The 17578-nt window shown below is 73.2% G+C and carries 17 protein-coding genes; 3 read left to right on the top strand and 14 right to left on the bottom strand.

All coding sequences use genetic code 11. The features are described 5' to 3' along the window. The first annotated feature begins 1 nt into the window (after nucleotide 1). Complete coding sequence (locus tag QP090_RS31475) at nucleotides 2–1204, top strand: Nif3-like dinuclear metal center hexameric protein (protein ID WP_285943273.1); 1203 nt, start codon at nucleotides 2–4, stop codon at nucleotides 1202–1204. Here the strand turns inward: QP090_RS31475 and QP090_RS31470 are convergent. From QP090_RS31470 to QP090_RS31460, 3 genes are all read right to left on the bottom strand, one after another. Further along, nucleotides 1154–1960 carry a class I SAM-dependent methyltransferase gene (locus tag QP090_RS31470; RefSeq protein ID WP_285943272.1) on the bottom strand — a complete coding sequence of 269 codons (807 nt, stop codon included), beginning with the start codon at nucleotides 1958–1960 and terminating at the stop codon, nucleotides 1154–1156. The genes QP090_RS31475 and QP090_RS31470 overlap by 51 nt on opposite strands. A gap of 153 nt (nucleotides 1961–2113) precedes the next feature. Next, entirely contained in the window at nucleotides 2114–2380 is a 267-nt protein-coding gene (locus tag QP090_RS31465) for a MoaD/ThiS family protein (protein ID WP_285943271.1), read from the bottom strand. Nucleotides 2381–2411: 31 nt separating this feature from the next. Then, the gene (locus QP090_RS31460) at nucleotides 2412–3302 is read right to left on the bottom strand and encodes a formylglycine-generating enzyme family protein (protein WP_285943269.1); all 891 of its coding nucleotides are present in this window, start codon (nucleotides 3300–3302) and stop codon (nucleotides 2412–2414) included. A gap of 56 nt (nucleotides 3303–3358) precedes the next feature. On the opposite strand from QP090_RS31460, the gene QP090_RS31455 reads away from it, so the two are divergent. Then, nucleotides 3359–4228: a methyltransferase domain-containing protein gene (locus QP090_RS31455; protein ID WP_285943267.1), complete on the top strand. Its 870-nt coding sequence runs from the start codon at nucleotides 3359–3361 to the stop codon at nucleotides 4226–4228. On the opposite strand, the gene QP090_RS31450 is transcribed toward QP090_RS31455, so the two are convergent. The 7 genes from QP090_RS31450 to QP090_RS31420 form a co-directional block, all read right to left on the bottom strand. Then, a complete protein-coding gene (locus tag QP090_RS31450) occupies nucleotides 4221–6047 on the bottom strand; it encodes a hypothetical protein (protein ID WP_285943266.1) in 1827 nt (608 codons plus the stop codon). The two genes, QP090_RS31455 and QP090_RS31450, sit on opposite strands and share 8 nt — an antisense overlap. Nucleotides 6048–6216: 169 nt before the next feature. Continuing rightward, entirely contained in the window at nucleotides 6217–7008 is a 792-nt protein-coding gene (locus tag QP090_RS31445) for a sugar phosphate nucleotidyltransferase (protein ID WP_285943265.1), read from the bottom strand. Next, nucleotides 7005–7916, bottom strand: a complete 912-nt coding sequence (locus QP090_RS31440; protein WP_285943264.1) for a class I SAM-dependent methyltransferase — start codon at nucleotides 7914–7916, stop codon at nucleotides 7005–7007. Before QP090_RS31440 ends, QP090_RS31445 begins: the two co-directional genes overlap by 4 nt. A gap of 20 nt (nucleotides 7917–7936) precedes the next feature. Beyond that, nucleotides 7937–8839: a homocysteine S-methyltransferase family protein gene (locus tag QP090_RS31435; RefSeq protein ID WP_285943263.1), complete on the bottom strand. Its 903-nt coding sequence runs from the start codon at nucleotides 8837–8839 to the stop codon at nucleotides 7937–7939. Nucleotides 8840–8842: 3 nt separating this feature from the next. Further along, nucleotides 8843–9979: a trans-sulfuration enzyme family protein gene (locus QP090_RS31430; RefSeq protein ID WP_285943261.1), complete on the bottom strand. Its 1137-nt coding sequence runs from the start codon at nucleotides 9977–9979 to the stop codon at nucleotides 8843–8845. A gap of 1 nt (nucleotide 9980) precedes the next feature. Then, complete coding sequence (locus tag QP090_RS31425) at nucleotides 9981–11339, bottom strand: aminotransferase class V-fold PLP-dependent enzyme (RefSeq protein ID WP_285943259.1); 1359 nt, start codon at nucleotides 11337–11339, stop codon at nucleotides 9981–9983. Continuing rightward, nucleotides 11336–12193 (bottom strand): hypothetical protein, encoded by an 858-nt coding sequence (locus QP090_RS31420; RefSeq protein ID WP_285943257.1) that lies wholly within the window; start codon nucleotides 12191–12193, stop codon nucleotides 11336–11338. The genes QP090_RS31425 and QP090_RS31420 overlap by 4 nt, the downstream gene beginning before the upstream one ends. A 113-nt stretch (nucleotides 12194–12306) precedes the next feature. Here QP090_RS31420 and QP090_RS31415 point away from each other — a divergent pair, with 113 nt between their 5' ends. Next, nucleotides 12307–14055: an ABC transporter substrate-binding protein gene (locus QP090_RS31415; RefSeq protein ID WP_285943254.1), complete on the top strand. Its 1749-nt coding sequence runs from the start codon at nucleotides 12307–12309 to the stop codon at nucleotides 14053–14055. 100 nt (nucleotides 14056–14155) lie between these two features. Here QP090_RS31415 and QP090_RS31410 read toward each other — a convergent pair whose 3' ends face one another. Genes QP090_RS31410 through QP090_RS31395 form a run of 4 tightly spaced genes read right to left on the bottom strand, consistent with a single transcriptional unit; the run spans nucleotide 14156 to nucleotide 17577 of the window. Then, nucleotides 14156–14863 (bottom strand): DUF899 family protein, encoded by a 708-nt coding sequence (locus QP090_RS31410; RefSeq protein ID WP_285943252.1) that lies wholly within the window; start codon nucleotides 14861–14863, stop codon nucleotides 14156–14158. A gap of 58 nt (nucleotides 14864–14921) precedes the next feature. Beyond that, nucleotides 14922–15581, bottom strand: a complete 660-nt coding sequence (locus QP090_RS31405) for a class I SAM-dependent methyltransferase (protein WP_285943251.1) — start codon at nucleotides 15579–15581, stop codon at nucleotides 14922–14924. Then, a complete protein-coding gene (locus tag QP090_RS31400; RefSeq protein WP_285943249.1) occupies nucleotides 15578–16927 on the bottom strand; it encodes an ABC1 kinase family protein in 1350 nt (449 codons plus the stop codon). The genes QP090_RS31405 and QP090_RS31400 overlap by 4 nt, the downstream gene beginning before the upstream one ends. A gap of 11 nt (nucleotides 16928–16938) precedes the next feature. Further along, the gene (locus tag QP090_RS31395) at nucleotides 16939–17577 is read right to left on the bottom strand and encodes a YncE family protein (protein ID WP_285943247.1); all 639 of its coding nucleotides are present in this window, start codon (nucleotides 17575–17577) and stop codon (nucleotides 16939–16941) included. Nucleotide 17578 lies beyond the last annotated feature (1 nt).

Raw genomic sequence — 17578 nt, 5'->3', positions numbered from 1 at the left:
CGTGACCGCCCCCGGCGCGGTCCCGCTGGCCGAGGTGGTGGCGCTGCTCGACGCGGCCCGTCCGGGCGGGCGGGCGGACGGCGGCGCCCCGGCCGGGCTGGTGTGCGGGGACCCCGGCTCCGGCGCGGCCGTCCGCCGGGTGCTGTTCGTCGTCGACGTCGTGGCCGGCACGGTCGCGGAGGCGGTCCGCGCCGGCGCGGACCTGCTGGTGGCCCACCGCGCGCCGTACGCGCGCGGCATGGGCGCCCCGTCCGGTGCGGGACTCGACGGCCGGCTGCTCTACCGGCTGGCGCGCTCCGGCGTGCCGCTCTACATCGCCGGCCCCGACGGCGAGGGCGGCCGCGATGCCGGGGCCGTTTCGGACGCCCTCGCCCGGCGGCTCGGCCTGCGGGACGTCCGGCCGCTGGTGCCGGTGCGCGAGCGGCTGGACCAGGTGGTCGCGTTCGTGCCGGGCGCGGACGCCGGCAAGGTGATCGACGCGCTGTCCGGAGCGGGCGCGGGCGTCGTCGGCGACTACAGCCGGTGCGTGTGGACGACCGAGGGCACCGGCTCGTTCCTGCCCGGGGCCGGGGCCAGGCCCGCGGTCGGCTCGGTGGGGCGGATCACCGAGGAGCCGGAGACCCGGGTGGAGATGGTCGCGCCGCGCTCGCTGCGCGACGCCGTCACGGCTGCGCTGCACGCTGCACACCCCTACGAGGAGCCGGCCTACTACCTCTACGAGCTGGCGGGGACGCTGAGCGACCGGGGCCGCGGGCGCCTCGGCGAGCTGCCCGAGCCCGCCACGCTGAGCGAGTTCGCCGCGCGCGTAGCGGCCCGGCTCCCGGCGATGCCCGCGGGCGTGCGCGCGGCGGGCGCCCCCGGCCGGACGATCCGCACCGTCGCCGTGCACGGCGGCGACGGCGAGGGTCTTCTCGCCGACGCGGAGCGTTCCGGAGCGGACGCCTTCGTGACCGGCGAGCTGCGCCGGGACCCGGCGGCGGACTGCCTGGCCGCCGGGGGCCCGGCGCTGGTCGTCGCGGGGCATTGGGCGACTCTGCGGCCCTGGCTGGACGTGGCCGCGGCCCGGCTCGGGCGCGATCTCGCGGACGCCGGGCGGCCCCCGGTGGCGGCCCTGGTCTCGGACCTGGTCACCGACCCCTGGACGGTGTTCGGGTCAGGCGGGGCGCGCGATGGTGAGCAGGTAGGGCATCTCGATCGTGAGTGAGCCGGTGCCGTCCTTGCTCTGGGCGGCCAGCATCTCGGTGAGCGCGGCGTACGCCTCCGGCCAGCGCCCGCTCTCCTTGAGTGCGGAGACCGCGCCGGTCAGCGGGCCGCACCGAGTGGTGATCATCGTCGCGGCGTCCTCGGCCGACTCCCACTTGACGTCGATCGACCGTTCGAGCAGCGACAGCTCGACCGGCAGGTCGGCGAAGAACGCCGGGACCTTCTCGGGCCTGGCCCAGTCGGCGGGGTCGTGAGCGGGCGCGGACCCACCGTCCGGTTGGGGAAGGAACCGCGAGACGACGTCGCCGACCTTGGAGAATCCGGCCTCCGGCGACCACGCGGTCGACGCGACGGCTCCGCCGGGACGGCACACCCGCAGCAGTTCGGCGGCCATGAGGGCGGGTTCGGGCGCGCCCATCGCCCCGAACGTCGAGAGCACCCGGTCGAACGATCCGTCCGGGTAGACGAGGTTGCGCATGTCGCCCTCGCCCCACTCGATGTTCAGGCCGCGGGTCTCGGACCGTTCGCGGGCCGAACGCAGCAGCTCGGGCGTGATGTCCTGGCCCGCCACGCGGGCGGCGCCCGCCTCGGCCGCGGCGATGGCGGTGTTCCCGGTGCCGGTCGCCACGTCGAGCACGTGCAGCCCGTCCACGCCGATCTCGTCGACCAGGGCGCGGCCGACCTCGGCGAAAAGGTCGCCGAAGGTCACATAGTCGCCTGCCGCCCACATCTTGCGCATGGCTTCTGTCTGCTCCACGACTACTCCTTACGGAAGCGAATGTGCATGGGCCCCATCGGGGCCCGCCACGCTACCAGAGAGCCCCGTCCGGGCCGGCTCACGCGGACCATTCGGGCGGGCCGGGCCCGGCCATCTCCAGCAATACCCCAGCAACCGAACATAATTCGCAGATCAGCCACCCGCCATGGGCGGGACAATGGTGATGACGTTTCCGGCGCCGACCGTTGTCGAGGACCGGTCGCCACGCGGGACGGCGGTGTCATCGAGGTAGACGTTGAAGTAGGTGCGCGGCTCGCCGTCGGGGTCCAGCAGCCGGCGCCGGTAATGCGGGTGGTCGTCCGCGAATCGCTTGATGACCTCGTGCAGCGGCCCTTCACCGCCGTCGAACTCGCTCTGCCCGCGGTGCGACCATCCGGCCGGTAGGACGATTCTCGCCATCTCAACCTCCCGCGCCCGGTCCGCGTCCGGCCTAGGCGTCGCGCGCGCAGCGGAAGCCGAGCGCGAAATTGGACCACCCGCCGGGATCGCCGTGCATGCGCTCGCTACAGCGGACCTGATAGCGAAAATTCATCCACGACCCGCCGCGGATCACCCGGTAGAAGCCCATGACCTTGCGCACGACGGGATCGCACGCGGCGACCTCGCCGTAGAGGTGGGAGAGCGTGGCGGTCCATTCGTAGACGTTCCCTGCCATGTCACTGCATCCGAAGACGCTGTCGCCGCCCGGGGAGAAGGACCCGACGGGCGTGGTCTGTGGCAACGGACCACTGCGCCGGTGAACCGAGTGCCACCATTCGCGCCAGGCGTCGAGCGAGCCCAGCGGACCGGCGTGGAGTTCGGCCGTGTTCGCCTCGTGCGTCCCCTCGGAGGGCTGCCATTGGTCCCCCCAGGGCCAGACCTTGAAATGAGCGCCTCTGGCGGCGAATTCCCATTCGGTCTCGGTCGGCAGCCGTTTTCCCGACCATCGCGCATAGGAGTTCGCGTCGTTCCAGGAGATGTGCACGACGGGGTGGTTCTCGTAGTCGCGGATCTCGCCGCGGACCTCACCGCCGTGTCCGCCGGGACGTTTCCAGCAGGAGCCTTCCCGTTCCTCCCAGTACTGGTCGCCGTACACCATGCCGTAGCCGGCCCGTTCAGCGTCGGTGACATAGTCGGTGCCGTGCGCGAACTGCCGGAACTCACCCACGGTGACCGGATGGCGGTCCATCCAGTAGGGCTGGACCGAGGCGCGGAACTGCGGGGTCTCGTCGGCGAACCATTCACCGGGGAGCGGCTGCCCCTGATCTTCGAGCCAGTCGCCCATCCACGGCGGGGCGCCCTGGAGGAACGTCCCGCCCGGAACATAGATCATCTTCGCCATCGGAACTGAATTTCGCTATATGTTACATTAGCAACTTCCCGAGGTGGGGGGACGCCATGACCGGATCGCCGCGCGCCGCCGAGGCGGGCGCCGACGTCTTCGAAGGCCGCGTGGACGCCTGGGACACGTGGCGGGCCGCGCCGTGGAACCGGCTGCGCTACCGGCTGGTCGAGCAGACCCTCGACCGGGGGTTCGGCCGGGCCGGTGCCGGCTGCCGGGTGCTCGACGTCGGCGGCGGCGACGGGGGCGACGGCCTGGGGCTCGCCGAGCGGGGGCACCGGGTCACGATCCTCGACCATTCGCCGGCCCTGCTCGACCGCGCGGCGGCGCGGGCCGAGGCGGCGGGCCTGGCGGGCCGGGTCCGGACCGTGCGCGCGGACCTTGACACCATGCCCGCCCTCGATCTCACCGGGCCCGGGGGCGAGGCGCCCGGCGGGTTCGACCTGGTCCTGTGCCACAACGTGCTGCACTACCGGGCCGACGTCGCGGGCACGATCGGCCTCCTGGTGCGGATGGTCGGGCCCGGCGGCACGCTGTCGGTCATGGCCCCGAACCCGGCGATGGACGTCCTGTCCAGGGCCGTCCGGCTGGCCGACCCGGCGGGCGCCCTCACGCTCATCGATGCCCCGACCCTGCGGTCGGAGACCTTCGAGCACGACATGTGGCGGCTGGAGCCGGGGTCCGTCGAGGCCGCGCTGGCCTCCGCCGGATGCCCGGTCCGCCACCGGTACGGGATCCGCTGCGTCATGGACCTCATCACCGATGACGCCCGCAAGGCCGATCCGGCGTTCTCGGCCGCGGTCGAACGGCTCGAGCTGGAGCTGTGCGACCGGGAGCCCTACGTGCGGACGGCCCGGTTCTGGCAGCTCCTCGCCGTCCGCGACGGCGGGCCCGGCGCCGTCCCGCCGGGTCCGCCGGTCACCTGACATCGGCGTCGGCGACGGCGAACAGCACCCCGTGCGGGCGGGCGTGGCCCCAGGAGCCGTGCGGCCACTGCTGCCGGTCGAAGTCCAGGCACGGCGTGCCGTTGTTCTCGTCGCGGAACGACAGGTCGAGCGAGAGCCCGCGGGCGGGGTCGAAGTCGGTCATGCAGATCTTGTGGTCGCCGTCGATGCCGGCCTGCGCGACGAAGTAGTCGCTGGTGACGATGCGGCGGATCTGGTCGGTCTCGCGGTAGTAGCCGTCCGGGCCGGGCCGGAAGTTGTCCATCGCGCCCCAGTGCGGGCCGATCCCGACGCGTCCCTGCGGGCCGCCGATCCCGCCCTTGATCTGCTGGGCGTCGAGCAGCGCCGGGCAGTCGGGTTCGCTGCCACCGCGCGTGATCTCCCCGAGCCGGTCGATGCTGCACCGGGGATCCTTGCCGGAGCGCAGCAGCTTCCGCACGTCCAGGACGAACACCATGCCGCTGTTCTGCTTCAGCGGGACGCGCGGGTCGGAGCCCATGACGGCCTGGAACAGGTAGCGGTCGTCGGGGGTGATCTGGAGCCAGCTGCTCCCGGCGTTGGACCCGGTGAGCGGCGGGTCCAGGCCGAGTCGCCGGTAGGCGGCGGTGCTGTCGAAGATCTCGCGCCACTTGGGCGCCCGCGCGGTGATGTCGGGGGTGTAGAACACCGCTCCGCCGGCCATGGTCGAGGCGAACGCGCCGCGATGCGCCGGCAGTTGGGTCACCGACGTCTCCATGACCATGCGGTCCTCGTCGAACGCCGGGAGCTTGTCGACGCGGGGACCGGTGGGCAGGTGCGAGACCGACAGCAGCCGGGGACGGGCCCGGTCGGCGATGTCGAAGATCCGCACGGTGTTGCGCAGCAGGGTGGGGTCGGTCAGCTTGGTGTCGGGGTCCAGATAGTTGCGGACCTCGGCGAAATCGCTCATCACCAGCCGGTTCAGGTCCTCGCGCGCCTGGATCCCGTGCGGGTTGGCGCAGCTGGCCTTCGGCAGCGCCGGAGCGTTGTGGCACTTGGCGGGGTCCTCGGCCGCCGCGATCGCGGCCGGCGTCTCGCTCACGGTCCTTCCGTCGGTGCCGATCCGCACCAGCTCGCCCGGGGAGCCGGCGAAGCCGTTGCCCTCGCGGGTCTCGCCGTTGGTGTAGCGGCACGGCCCGGACACGTCCGGGCCGCCCAGGTACGACCCGTACGCCGACCCGTCTTTGGTGGTCCAGAAGGCGTCGGGCACCGAGCCGCACGGCGTGTCGCGCGACAGGTTGATCCCGGTCAGCTTCAGCTCGGGCAGCTTGGCGACGTCGAACACGTAGGTGGTGTCGGTGAACATCGTGCCCGCGAAGACGCGGTTCCCCTTGTGCCAGACGTACTGCATGTGGTGCGGCTCGCCCTTGACCAGCGGGCCGAGCGTCACCGTGTTGACCACCCGCCCGTACGTCCGGGAGCCCTTCGTCGCGTCGATCACCGCCATGAAGTCGGGCGGGGTCTGGCCGGTGGTCGCGGCGGGCGACGCGCCGTGCCGGTGGGACGGGGCGGACTCGATGCCGCCCGCCGTCTCCGCCCCGGTCCATGCGAGCAGCCACTCCCGGCGGTGCGCGCCCGTGCCGGGGTCGGCGGTGACCAGGTGGTTGGTCGCCGTGTAGGTCTTGCCGTCCGATCCCTTCACACTCGTCGGGACGACCCGCACCGGTGAGGACGCGGCGGAGCGGCGGGCGGCGGCGGTCAGCGGGCCGATCAGGGCGATCAGGACGGCGACGGCGACCAGGGCCGTCGCGGGGCGCCGATGCGGTGACGTGAGCGCGGGCACGGGGACCTCCTCGAACACGCGGCGATAGTTCGTTTAGAAACATATAGTTATTCGTCAAAGGTGACAAGACTCTAGAACCACCCTCAACGCGCTGATCTTCCGATCTATCGCCGGACGATCGAGCGAGATACTACATAATCAAGAAGTTCGTTCATTTCGGGGGGCGCGTTCAGCGCACGCGGTCGAGGCCGTATCGCGCGTCCGCCCGCCGGTAGGTGTCGAGGCTGCTGCCGACGTCCGTCCACCACCCGGTCACCTCGGTGCAGGCGAGCCGGCCCCTCCGGGCGTACACGCGGTTCAGGTCCCAGATCTCCGTCTCTCCGCGCGCCGAGGGACGCAGGGCGCGGATCTCGTCGAACACGTCGCGGTGGTAGAGGTAGCAGCCGAGGTCCATCAGGCCGGGCCCATGCCTGGCGGGGTCCTTGTCGGGGATGCCGGTCACCCTGGCGCCGGACGTCAGCAGCGGCGTGTAGCCGGCCGTGTCGGGGGTCCGCGTGGCGAGGATCCGCGCCCCGCCGCGCTGCGCCGCGAAGTCGGCCACCGCGGGTGCGAGCGACGGCTCGATGAGCACGTCGCCGCAGGCGACCAGGAACTTGTCGGTGCGCAGATGCCGCTCGGCCTGGGCGATCGCCGACGGCATCCCCCGCCCGTCCGGCGGCTGCCAGACGTAGGCGAGGCTGCGCAGCCCGAACCGCCGGCCGTCGCGGAGCGCGTCCAGGAACCCGCCGGCGTGGCGCTCGTCGATGACCACCAGCACGTCGGCCACGCCGGCCCGCGCGAGCTGGGCGGTCACCCGCGCCACCAGGGGCTCGCCGCCGATGGGCAGGAGCTGCTTGCTGGTCCGGTCGGTGAGGGGGGCCAGCCGCGTTCCGTTGCCTCCGGCGAGGATCACGCCCGTCACCGGTCCGCCCGGCGGATGCCCGGCGTCCACCGGGCCGGTGCCCATCGGACCGCCGCTCATCGGGACGATGGCCGTCCGGACGGCGCTCCTCCGGACGGGGCGACGGCCCGCAGGCACAGTGCGGTGGACGGCAGGGACAGCCCCCCGTCCGCCGACCGGAAGCGCTCGGCGGCGGTCCCGACGGCCCCCCAGGTGGCCGGGTCGTCCTCGGACCCGAACCGCTCCCCCACCCTGCGGATCAGCGCCCGGGGCGTCACGGCCCTGGTGAAGTCGACCCACTCCCGGGTCGAGCCGAACCGGAACGGCACCGTGAACTCCTCCACCGACACACCGGTGAACCCCGCGCCCGCCAGGACGCGGGCGAGCCGTCCGGGGTCGGACATGCTGAACGGTCCGGGCTGCCCGGCGGGCGGCGGCGGCAGCTCCAGCCGCTCGCCGAGCACCGAGTAGCCGAGCGACATCATCGGCACGGCCTGCGGCGGGCCCCAGACCGCGGCGGCGAGGACGCCGCCCGGCGCCAGCAGGCCCGCCAGGCTCCGGAACAGCGCGGCGTGGTCGACGGCGAACATCAGCCCCCAGCGGCTGAGCACCACGTCGAACGAGCCCGGCGCGAGGCCCGGTTCCAGGTCGAGCGACTCCAGGTCGCCCGCCGCGAACTTGACGTTGCCGAGCTCTCCGGCCCGCCGCCGCGCGATCTCGAGCATCGCCGGGGAGATGTCGGTGCCGAGGACGCGGCCCGCGGGCCCGACCATCCGGGCCGCGGCCAGCGCCGGTTCGCCGAGGCCGGTGGCGACGTCCAGGACCCGGTGCCCGCGCCGCACGCCGCCGAGGGCCAGCAGCCGCCCGGTCACCGCCGCCGCGCCCCGTTCGAACGTCTCCAGCGACGCCTCCCAGCCCGGGCCGATGCCGTCCCAGGTGGTGCGCTGCTCCCGCTTCACGGTCCGCGGGTCGAGGGGTGCGGCCTGCATCGGCGTCCTCCTAGACGTTGTCACCCGCCCACCCGCGCCGCCCCGTTCCGGGCCGCCGCGAGATGGGCCGGGGTGGTGCCGCAGCAGCCGCCGAGGATGTCCGGCGCGTACTCCTCGCCCCACCGGGCGAGGAGGTCGGCGAACTCGGCGGGCTCCAGCGCGGCCGGCAGGTGGCGGTCCAGGTGCGTGCGGGCCCACGTCCCCTGGCGGTCCTCGATGTTGGGGTAGGCGCCGATGGGCCCCGAGAGCGCCTCGCGCAGCAGCCGGAGAGCGGTCTCGGTGGCCTCCGGCCCGGCGCAGTTGACCAGGACGGCCTCGGCGCCGTCGCGCTCGGCCGCCTTCGCCGCGTCCACCAGCGGCTCGCCCGACAGCAGCAGGCCGTCGGCGCCGATGACGAACGAGACCCAGGCCCGTCCACCGGCGGCCTGGACCTGCTCGAGCGCGATCGCGGCCTCGCGCGCGGTGTTCATCGTCTCGACCAGGACGAGGTCGGCGCCCGACCGCATCAGCTCGGTCGCCAGCCACCCGTGCTCGGCGCGCAACTCCTCGTCGGACGGCACCAGGTCGGGCCGGTAGCAGTCCTCGACCGGCGCCATGGAACCGGCGATCCGCGCCCGTTCCGCACCGCGCGCCGACCGTGCCACCCCGACCGCCGCGTGCACCATCCAGGCCAGGCCGGCGTCCTCGAGCCCGACGCGGCGCAGGGCCCGCAGGTTGCACCGGAAGGTGTTCGCGGTGATCACCTGGGCGCCCGCGCCGAGGTACCCCTCGTGCACCTCGCGCAGCCGGGTGCGCCGCGCCTCGCCGTTGAGCGCCAGCGTCGTCCACCAGGGCGCCCGCACCGCCAGCCCGGCGCGCTGGAGCTCGCTCCCGGTCGCACCGTCCAGCCAGGTGGTCGTCTTGCCGTTCCGGTCATCGCCCATCGGTCATCGCTCCTCACCCGGCCGCAACGCGGCCACCAGATCCGTCACCAGGTCCTCGGGGTCCTCGATCCCGGCCGAGACGCGGACGAGGCCGTCGGTGATCCCGAGCGCCAGCCGGTCCTCCCGGGGCAGGGGGGCATGCGTCATCAGCGCCGGGCACTCGATCAGGGACCGGACGCCGCCGAGACTGACCGCGCACGCAAACAGCCCGGCCCGGTCCATCAGCTTCTCCGGGTCGCCCGCGTACTCGAAGCTGACGATCGAGCCGGGCGCCGACATCTGGCGTGCCGCCAGCTCGTGCTGGGGATGCCCGGCGAGCCCCGGGTAGTGCACCGCCGTGACGTGCGGCGAAGCGCACAGCGCCGCGGCGATCGCCGCGGCGTTGGCGGTCTGCCGGGCGGTGCGCAGCGAGAGCGTCTTCAGGCCGCGGTGCACCAGGAAGCAGTCGAACGGGCCCGGCACGTTGCCCGTGGCGGTGCGGTGGAAGCGGAACGCTCGGTGCAGGTCGGGGTCGTCGTAGACCAGCGCGCCGCCCAGCACGTCGGAGTGGCCGGCGATGGACTTGGTCGTGCTGTAGAGGGTGATGTCGGCCCCGAGGCGCAGCGGCTGCTGGAGGGCGGGGCCCGCGAAGGTGTTGTCGACCAGCACCAGGGCGTCGTGCGCCCGCGCCCGCCGGCCCACCTCGGCCAGGTCGGCGATCTTCAGCAGCGGGTTGGTGGGCGTCTCGGCCCACACCATCGCCACGTCGTCGCCGAACGCGGCGTCCAGCGCGTCCGGATCGCTGAGATCGACGTGGTCGACCGCGATGCCGAACCGGCCCAGCAGGGAGAACAGCGCGTGGGTGCCACCGTAGAGATCGTCCGAGGCGATCAGCCGGGAGCCGGGGTCGAGCAGCGACAGGGCCGTCGCCCCGGCCGCCTGGCCGGAGGAGAAGGCCGTCGCGTGCCGCGCGTCCTCGAGCCCGGCGAGGCATTCCTCGAGTCCCTCGCGGGTCGGGTTCTCCCCGCGCGCGTAGAAGTAGCGCGGCGGGTCCTGGGCCCGCCGCTCGTAGGTCGCCGCGACGTGGATCGGGGGGACCACGTCGCCCGTGCCGTCCGCTGGTTCCTGGCCGAGCCGCACCAGCCTGGTGTCGAAGCGCATGTCACAGGAACCGCGTGTTCGGGTGCTCGTGCGTCCAGACGCCCGGGCGGACGGTGCGCAGCGCCTCGGCGACCAGGTCGAGCTCGGCGGTGGTGTTGTAGACGCCGAAGGACAGCCGGACGGTGCCGAGCAGCCCCAGATCGTCGAGGAAGGTGCTGGCGCAGTGCACGCCGCTGCGCACCGCGACCCCGTGCCGGTCGAGGTGCCCGCCGACGTCGTAGGGATGGATCCCCTCGACCACCAGGGACACGATGCCGCTCGGCGTCTCCTCCGGGCTGCCGACGACCCTGACCCGGGGGATCTCGCGGAGCGTCCCGACCGCATACTGCACCAGGGCCGCGTCGTGCTCCTGGACGGCGTCCCAGCCGAGGTCGCCCACGTAGCGCAGGGCGGCGGCGAGCCCGACCGCGCCCGCCACGTCCGGCGTGCCCGCCTCCAGCCGCGCCGGCACCGGGACGTAGGAGACCGGCCGGTCGTGGGCGACGCCCTTCACCGTCCCGCCGCCGACCTGGTACGGGGGCAGCTCGGCCAGCAGGTCGCGCCTGCCGTACAGCACGCCGACCCCCGTCGGGCCGTAGACCTTGTGGGCGGAGAAGCAGTAGAAGTCGGCGCCGAGCTCACGGACGTCGACCGGGCGGTGCGGGACCGCCTGCGCCCCGTCCACCACGACCGGGACGCCGGCCCGGTGCGCCGTGGAGATCATCTCGCGGACCGGGTTCACGGTCCCGAGGACGTTGGAGACGTGCGCGACGGCGGCGAGCCGGGTCCGCGGGCCGAGGGCCGCGGTGAAGTCGGCGAGGCCGACCCGGCCCCGGTCGTTCACCGGCACCACCACCAGCCGGGCGCCGGCCTCCTCGCACAGCCGCCGCCAGGGCAGCAGGTTGGAGTTGTGCTCCATGCCGCACACGGCGACCTCGTCGCCCGCGCCGACCAGCCGCCGGCCGAAGGTGTCGGCCAGCAGGTTGATCGCGCCGGTGGTGCCGCCGGTGAAGACCACCTCGTCGGGGTGCTCGGCGCCCAGGGCCCGCTGGACGGACGCGCGGGCCTCCTCGTAGCGGTCGGTCGCGACGTGGCTCAGGGTGTAGAAGCCGCGGCCGATGTTGCCGTTGGCGGTGGAGTAGTGGTCGACGATCGCCTCCAGCACCGCGCGCGGCTTCTGCGTCGTCGCCGCGTTGTCCAGGTAGACCAGGGGCGTCCCGTCGAAGCTCGCCCGGAGGATGGGGAAGTCGTCCCGGATCGACGCGGCGAGGCCGGCCGCGCCGCGCCCGGATCCGGCGGGGTCCGGCGCGGCCCGTGCGGGCGTCCCCTCGCACGGGAGAGGTCGCGGCGACCGTTCCGCGGGCGGCCTGACGTGGGTCATCCGGGCTCCTCCTCAAGCTGGAACATGGCGTGGAACGCGTCCAGGAAGTGGTCGGGGTACGTGAAGACCTTCTGCCGGGGGTAAGGACGGCGGGACGGCGGGACGTAGCCGGGCTCCCCGCGGACGGGCAGGCGGCCCGTCCGGGTGAGCAGGTGCGGCCCGAAGAAGAACCAGCAGAGCTGGCCGATCTGCTCGGTGAACAGCACCGGGTGGACGTCGCGCGTGTACAGGTGCATCTGGCAGCGGGTGGCCAGGAACTCGCCCTTCGGGCCGAAGCCGTGCCCGAACATCACATGGCCGAACAGGTCGTGCACCGCGCGGAGAAGGTCGTTGTGCCGGAATTCGACGCCGCCCTCCCGGACTCCCGACGGTTCGCGCAGCGGATGGGCCCCGGTGTCGGACGGCGGGCCGTGCCCGGCGCCGGTCAGGTACACCTGGAGCCTCCGGGTCAGGGCGACGCTGCCGCACAGGTCGCTGGAGTCGCGGTAGGGCTGCCCCTCGCCCCGCCACGGCTCCACCGCGACCCCGGCGTCGGTGGCCGCCTGGTACAGCCGAAGGTTCTGCCGCTTGAGACTCTCGTAGCGGCGCAGCAGGACGGGATCGTCGGCGGAGCCGTCCGCGGCGTCGTAGCAGGCCGCCACCTCGCGGCAGAACTCCTCGTCGAGCCGGACGCGGGCGCGCCCGAGCCGGGCGATGGGGACGCGCCGGGACCGCCGGCCCGGCAGCCATCGGTCGACATGGGCCTGGGCCGCAGATTGCAGGTCGAGTCGTTCCGCGCGTACCTCCGTGCCTGCCTCCCCCACCGCTCCACGCCCCGGCGGACCGTCGGGCATGCTGCCTGTCCACGTCGCCATCTTACGCATTTTACTTAATAATTCTATAGTAAACGATCGATGGGCTCTCTAGAGTCCAGAGGAGAGCCGGAGACCTGCCGCACCGCGCGCGGGGCAGAAGGAGGCGGACGACGATGGCCAGCACGGCACCAGAGACCACGGCGCGACCCGGCGCCCCCGGGTACGGCGGGACGCTGCGGCTGAGGGGCCCCGGCGGGGTCGACCACATCGACACCGCGAGCGCCTACTACGCCACCTCGGCCCAGATCCTGCGGGCACTGTCACGGCACCTGTTCGCCTACCCGGCGCAGGACGACCTGTCCGCGCCCGGCGCCGCGTTCACCCCGGCGCCCGACCTGGCGGCCGAGATCCCGACCGTCGACAACGGCGGGATCAGCGCCGACCTCCGCACCTACACCATCCGGCTCCGCGAGGGCGTGCGCTGGGACTCCGCGCCGCCCCGAGAGGTCACCGCGCACGACGTCGTCCGCGGCTTCAAGCGGCTGCCCAACCCCGTGTCGGGCGCGGGCGCGCTGCCCTACTTCACCAGCACCATCGAGGGCATGCGGGAGTACTGCGACGCCTACCGGGACGCGTTCGCGGGCGCCGAGCCGACGGCCGCGGCCATGGCCGCGTTCCAGAACTCCCACGACATCGCCGGGCTGCGGGCGGTCGACGACCTGACGCTGGAATTCCGGCTCAAGGGGCCGGCCAACGACTTCCTCAACATCCTGGCGACCGGCTTCACCGCCCCCGCGCCGGTCGAGTACGACGCGCACATCCCCGACAGCATGGACTTCCGGCGCCGGACACTGTCCTGCGCCCCCTACCGGCTCGCGCACTACTCCGACGGCGGGATGGAGATCCTGCTCGAGCGCAACCCGGTCTGGCGCCAGGAGACCGACCCGATCCGCGGCCAGTACGTCGAGCGGATCGAGATCAAGGTGACCGACCTGCCCGTCCCCGAGATGGAGCGGCTGATGGACGAGGGCGAGGTCGACCTCGCCTGGTCCTACACCGCGGTGTCCTGGGACCGGCCCAAGCCGGGCCAGGAGGCGCCGCCGCGCAGCTACCCGGGCTTCGCGATCAACCCCTACCTGGTCTTCAACCTGCGCAGCCCGAACTCCGGGCGCGCCACGAGCGACCTGCGGGTGCGCAAGGCGATCGCCTACGCCATCGACAAGGTCGCCATCGGCGAGATCCTCGACGCGCTGGACGCCCCCAACCTGCCACTCCACTCGGTGATCCCGGCCGGCAGCATCGGCCACCGCGAATACAACCCCTACCCCACCACGGGCGACCGGGGCGACCCGGCCAAGGCCCGCGAGCTGCTGGCCGAGGCGGGGTACGGCGACGGCCTGACGCTGATCGCCGCGGTCCGCAAGATCGGCATCCATCTGAAGGTGATGGAGTGCGTCGCGGCGAGCCTGGCCGAGATCGGCGTCACCCTCGACTGGCGGCACTACACCCAGGCCGAGTACTACGGCTCCGCGCTCTCCGACCCCGAGGCGGGACGGGCCGGCGCGTGGGACATCGCCGAGCCGGGCTTCACCCCCGACTGGTTCGGCAACAACGGGCGGGTGATCGTGCAGCCGCTGTTGCAGAGCAACGACGTCCCCGGGACGACGAACTACGGCGGCTACAGCAACCCCGAGGTCGACGCGCTGATCGAGCGGGCGCTCCAGGAGCCCGACCCGGCGCGCGCCGAGGAGCTGTGGCACCAGGTGGACGTGCGCGCGATGGAGGACCTGCCCCTGGTGCCCATCCTGTCGTTCGCCGCGATGACCTCGCGCTATCACGGCAGCCGGGTGCGCAACCCGGTGCACGTGCCGCAGATCGAGTTCTTCGACATCACCAACCTGTGGCTGGACCCCGCCTCCTGACTTCCAGGCACCGGCTCGGCCCGAGGGCCGTGCCAAAGTGCCGGTAAGGCACAAGCCGCCAGGCGAGTGCCTTACCGGCACTGGAGAAGTACTGCCGGGCTCAGCCTCTGGCCGCGCCCGGGTAGTCGTTGCCGGCATACCACTCGCCCCGGCCCTGTCCCATCAGGTCGAGCACCTGCCAGACGGGCGAGAGCAGGTCGATGCCGCGTTCGGGTAGGTCGGAGGAGACGGTGGCCTGCATGGTGTAGCGGTGCCGCACCTCGTCGCCGTCACGGCTGAACACGCTGATGCCGGGGAACTGCGCGCCGCCGGCCCCCTCGGTACCGAGGTCGGCGTTGAACGTCGAGTCGTGGCTGGAGACCAGGCGCAGGCCGTCCCAGCCCCGGCGGCGCCCCCACTCCCGCAGCTTCGGCAGCGGCGCCTTGGCCACGACGGCGAACCCGGCGTGCCGGGCGAGATGGTGGGAGACGCCATGGAACCCGTCCACCCACATCGAGCACATCGGGCACGCCTCCTGCGCCTCCGGCGCATACATGAGGTGGTAGGTCACCAGCGTGTCGTGCCCGTCGAACAGGTCGTGCAGCCGAGGCGCGGCCACAGGCTCGTCCACGGCCAGGTCGCGGGGCCCCTCGGCGAACTTGTAGGGCGGCAGGACCGGCCCGGCCGGCAGCGCGCGGCGGGCCGCCGCCACCCGCTCGGCGTGTTCGAGCAGTTCCTTCTCTGCGGCGAGCAGCTCGAGCCTCGCCTCGACGTAGCCCGGATCGGTGCCGGCGGGCCAAAGCCGCCGTTCCTCCATGCGATCGGCCATCGCAGCCCCCTTCGTCCGCTTCGGAATCGGGCTGCCCAGGCTATAGGAAAATCAACCGTCAGGCTCGGCGACGGCACCGGAAAGACACGTGGCGCGGAACGTCGGGATCGGGACGGCGGGCCGTGGCGGGGGCTCCCGGCGCGGGCCGTCCCTCGGAGAGCTCCTCCAGATGGAAGCCGCAGCAGCGGAGCTCGTAAAGGTAGCCCTCCAGGGTCCGGTGCCAGATCGCGGTCTCCCCCGGGGTGTCGTCGCGACCGCCGTCGGGGGCGGGGCGTTCGCCCTCGCTGAAGTAGCCGCTCACCCCTCCCCCGCCAAGGTCGCCCTTCCCGTCCGGGCTCGCCGTCACGAACGGGTGCGGGACGGAGAACACCAGCCGTCCGCCCGGCACCAGGTGGTGATGGACCGTCTCCAGAAGCCGGGCGAGGTTGCGCACCCGGTGGAACGTCATCCAGGAGATCACCGCGTCGAACGTGCCCAGGTCATGGCCGGACCAGCGGTGCAGATCCTGCGCGCGCGCCTCGCCCGCGGTGCCCGCCAGGGCGTGCCGCGCCGCGTCCAGCGAGCGCTCGCCGACCGCGAGCCCCAGGTAGGCTGCCGCGCCCCGGTCCAGCGCCGAACGCCCGGCCTCCGGGGCGGCGCAGCCGAGGTCGAGCACCCTCAGCCCGCGCGGGTCGCCGAGGAAGGCCAGGAAGACGGCGTGCCCGTCACCCGCCGTCATGCCCGCGCGCCGAACAGGCCGCGGTTGAGGACGGGTTTGGCCTTCTCCTGGAAGTCGATCTCGGGGTCGAGGTCGCGGATCGTCCCCTCGATCACCAGCAGCGACAGCAGCGGGAAGATCAGTTCGGACGCGGCGTGGATCCCGAACCGGCGTTGCAGGTCGAACATCTCGGCGGCGAACGCGATCAGGCTGAAGTCCTTGGCGGGCAGCCCGTGGCTGCGTTCCACCAGATCGGCCATCCGCACCGTGAAGCCCTCAAGGTCGGCGCCGGGGTGCAGGCCCTCCGAGCTCTCGATCACGATCTCGGCGCAGCGGCGGCCCCGGCCGACCGCCATGTTCATGAAGAACTCGGCGAACAGGCGCCGCAGCCGCTCCGAGAGCTGCACGCTGAAGCCCGCGTCGAGCACGACGACCTGGCCGGCGCGGGTGAAGTAGAGGTTCCCCGGGTGCAGGTCGCAGTGCACAAAGCCGGTGACGAACAGCATGTGGTAAACGGCGGTCAGCGCCGACTCCGCGAACCGCCGGCGCATCGCCGGCGGGCACGCCGCGGCGGCGTCGAGGTCGAGGTCCGGGATGAACTCCATCACGATGCAGCGGGGCCGCGACTCCCCCGGATGCACCCGCGGCACCCACACGCGCGGCACCGCGGACAGGGTGTCCCTCAGCCGGGTGAGGCTGTCGGCCTCGCGGGCGAAGTCGAGCTGACCCAGCACCGCGCCGCACATGCTGTCGACCACCTCGGTCACCGGCATGCCGCGGAACGGGCGCAGCCGGGCGGCGACCCGCGCGCCGGCCCGGATGAGCTCCAGGTCCTGCCGCATCACCCGGTCGATCCCGGGGCGGCGCAGCTTGACCGCGACGCGGCGGCCCGAGGGCAGGACGGCGGTGTAGACGCAGGCGACGCTGCCGCTGGCGATCGGCCGCTGGTCGATCTCGGCGAGCGGCACCGCGACCCGGGCGGTGGCGGCCGTTCCGTCCGGCGCGTACGCCTCGGCGAAGCCCGACCTGGTCTGCGCGCGGGTCAGCGGCACCACCGAGTCCTGGAGCACCGAGAGCTCGTCGCACAGGCCGGCGGGCAGCACGTCGCGGCGGGTACCGAGCACCTGGCCCGCCTTCACGAACGTCGGGCCGAGCGCCATCAGCATGCCGGTGCCGCGCCGGTAGAGGTGCCGCCGCCCGGCCGCCCGTCCGCGCACCGCGCTCCTGACCAGGAATCCCGGCAGTGCGAGCGCGACCATCACCAGGGCCGTCGCCAGCACCCGGGCCGCCCGGGCGAACAGCGCGGCGCTCGTGAGGGCGCCCCGCCGCCGGGCGGCCCGCGCCGGAGCGGATACGGCTTCGGTCATGCCGTCCTCCCTCAGTCTCCGGCGATGCCGGGGATCTCGATCGCCCGAAGTTGCAGGGTCGTGTAGTCGCAGTACCAAATCCGGGTGCCGTCCCAGGCGATCCCGGTCGGGTTCCCGGCGACCGAGATCGAGGCGACCTCGGTCCCCCGTTCCAGGTCGATCAGGTTGATGGTGCCGCCCTTGTAGTCGGAGTAGGCGACGAAGCCGTCCGACACGGTGACGCCGGCCACCGCGTGCCGGACCGGGTAGTGCCCGATCAGGCGCAGGTCGTCCGGATCGCGCAGGTCGATCACCCGCAGGTCCTCGTAGCCGAGCCACAGCCCGTGCCGGGTGGCCTCCATGCCGCACAGCACGTTGCCGGGCCGCGGGTTGGGCTTCTCCTCGACTGTCCCGCCGGACTCGGTGTCGATGACGCGCAGGGCGCGGCGCTCGCCGGCCACCTGGACCAGGTCGCCGTCGAGGGTGGTCAGGTCGGTCCGGACCTCCGGGCACGGGATCCGCCGCGCCACCTCGCCGGTGGCGGGGTCCAGCTCCATGATCTGGTTCGACACGGCCTCGGAGAACCACAGGCACTGCCCGGTCCAGGTCAGCCCGCACAGTTTCAGCGCGCGCACGGGGATGTCCCGCACCGAGCCCGCCGCGAACGGCATC

The sequence above is a fragment of the Actinomadura xylanilytica genome, assembly GCF_030283145.1.
In the GTDB taxonomy this organism is placed as follows: Bacteria; Actinomycetota; Actinomycetes; order Streptosporangiales; family Streptosporangiaceae; genus Spirillospora; species Spirillospora xylanilytica.
Note: the sequence above shows the minus strand (reverse complement) of the source record. Positions and strands in the feature narration are given on the sequence as shown.

Bases quoted from the DNA above. Each gene is read 5' to 3' on its own strand.
- QP090_RS31460 (WP_285943269.1), bottom strand. From the start codon at position 3,302: ATGGCGAAGATGATCTATGTTCCGGGCGGGACGTTCCTCCAGGGCGCC.
- QP090_RS31465 (WP_285943271.1), bottom strand. From the start codon at position 2,380: ATGGCGAGAATCGTCCTACCGGCCGGATGGTCGCACCGCGGGCAGAGC.
- QP090_RS31425 (WP_285943259.1), bottom strand. From the start codon at position 11,339: ATGACCCACGTCAGGCCGCCCGCGGAACGGTCGCCGCGACCTCTCCCG.
- QP090_RS31400 (WP_285943249.1), bottom strand. From the start codon at position 16,927: ATGACCGAAGCCGTATCCGCTCCGGCGCGGGCCGCCCGGCGGCGGGGC.
- QP090_RS31420 (WP_285943257.1), bottom strand. From the start codon at position 12,193: ATGGCGACGTGGACAGGCAGCATGCCCGACGGTCCGCCGGGGCGTGGA.
- QP090_RS31410 (WP_285943252.1), bottom strand. From the start codon at position 14,863: ATGGCCGATCGCATGGAGGAACGGCGGCTTTGGCCCGCCGGCACCGAT.
- QP090_RS31435 (WP_285943263.1), bottom strand. From the start codon at position 8,839: ATGGGCGATGACCGGAACGGCAAGACGACCACCTGGCTGGACGGTGCG.
- QP090_RS31395 (WP_285943247.1), bottom strand. From the start codon at position 17,577: ATGCCGTTCGCGGCGGGCTCGGTGCGGGACATCCCCGTGCGCGCGCTG.
- QP090_RS31405 (WP_285943251.1), bottom strand. From the start codon at position 15,581: ATGACGGCGGGTGACGGGCACGCCGTCTTCCTGGCCTTCCTCGGCGAC.
- QP090_RS31445 (WP_285943265.1), bottom strand. From the start codon at position 7,008: ATGAGCGGCGGTCCGATGGGCACCGGCCCGGTGGACGCCGGGCATCCG.
- QP090_RS31440 (WP_285943264.1), bottom strand. From the start codon at position 7,916: ATGCAGGCCGCACCCCTCGACCCGCGGACCGTGAAGCGGGAGCAGCGC.
- QP090_RS31455 (WP_285943267.1), top strand. From the start codon at position 3,359: ATGACCGGATCGCCGCGCGCCGCCGAGGCGGGCGCCGACGTCTTCGAA.
- QP090_RS31415 (WP_285943254.1), top strand. From the start codon at position 12,307: ATGGCCAGCACGGCACCAGAGACCACGGCGCGACCCGGCGCCCCCGGG.
- QP090_RS31430 (WP_285943261.1), bottom strand. From the start codon at position 9,979: ATGCGCTTCGACACCAGGCTGGTGCGGCTCGGCCAGGAACCAGCGGAC.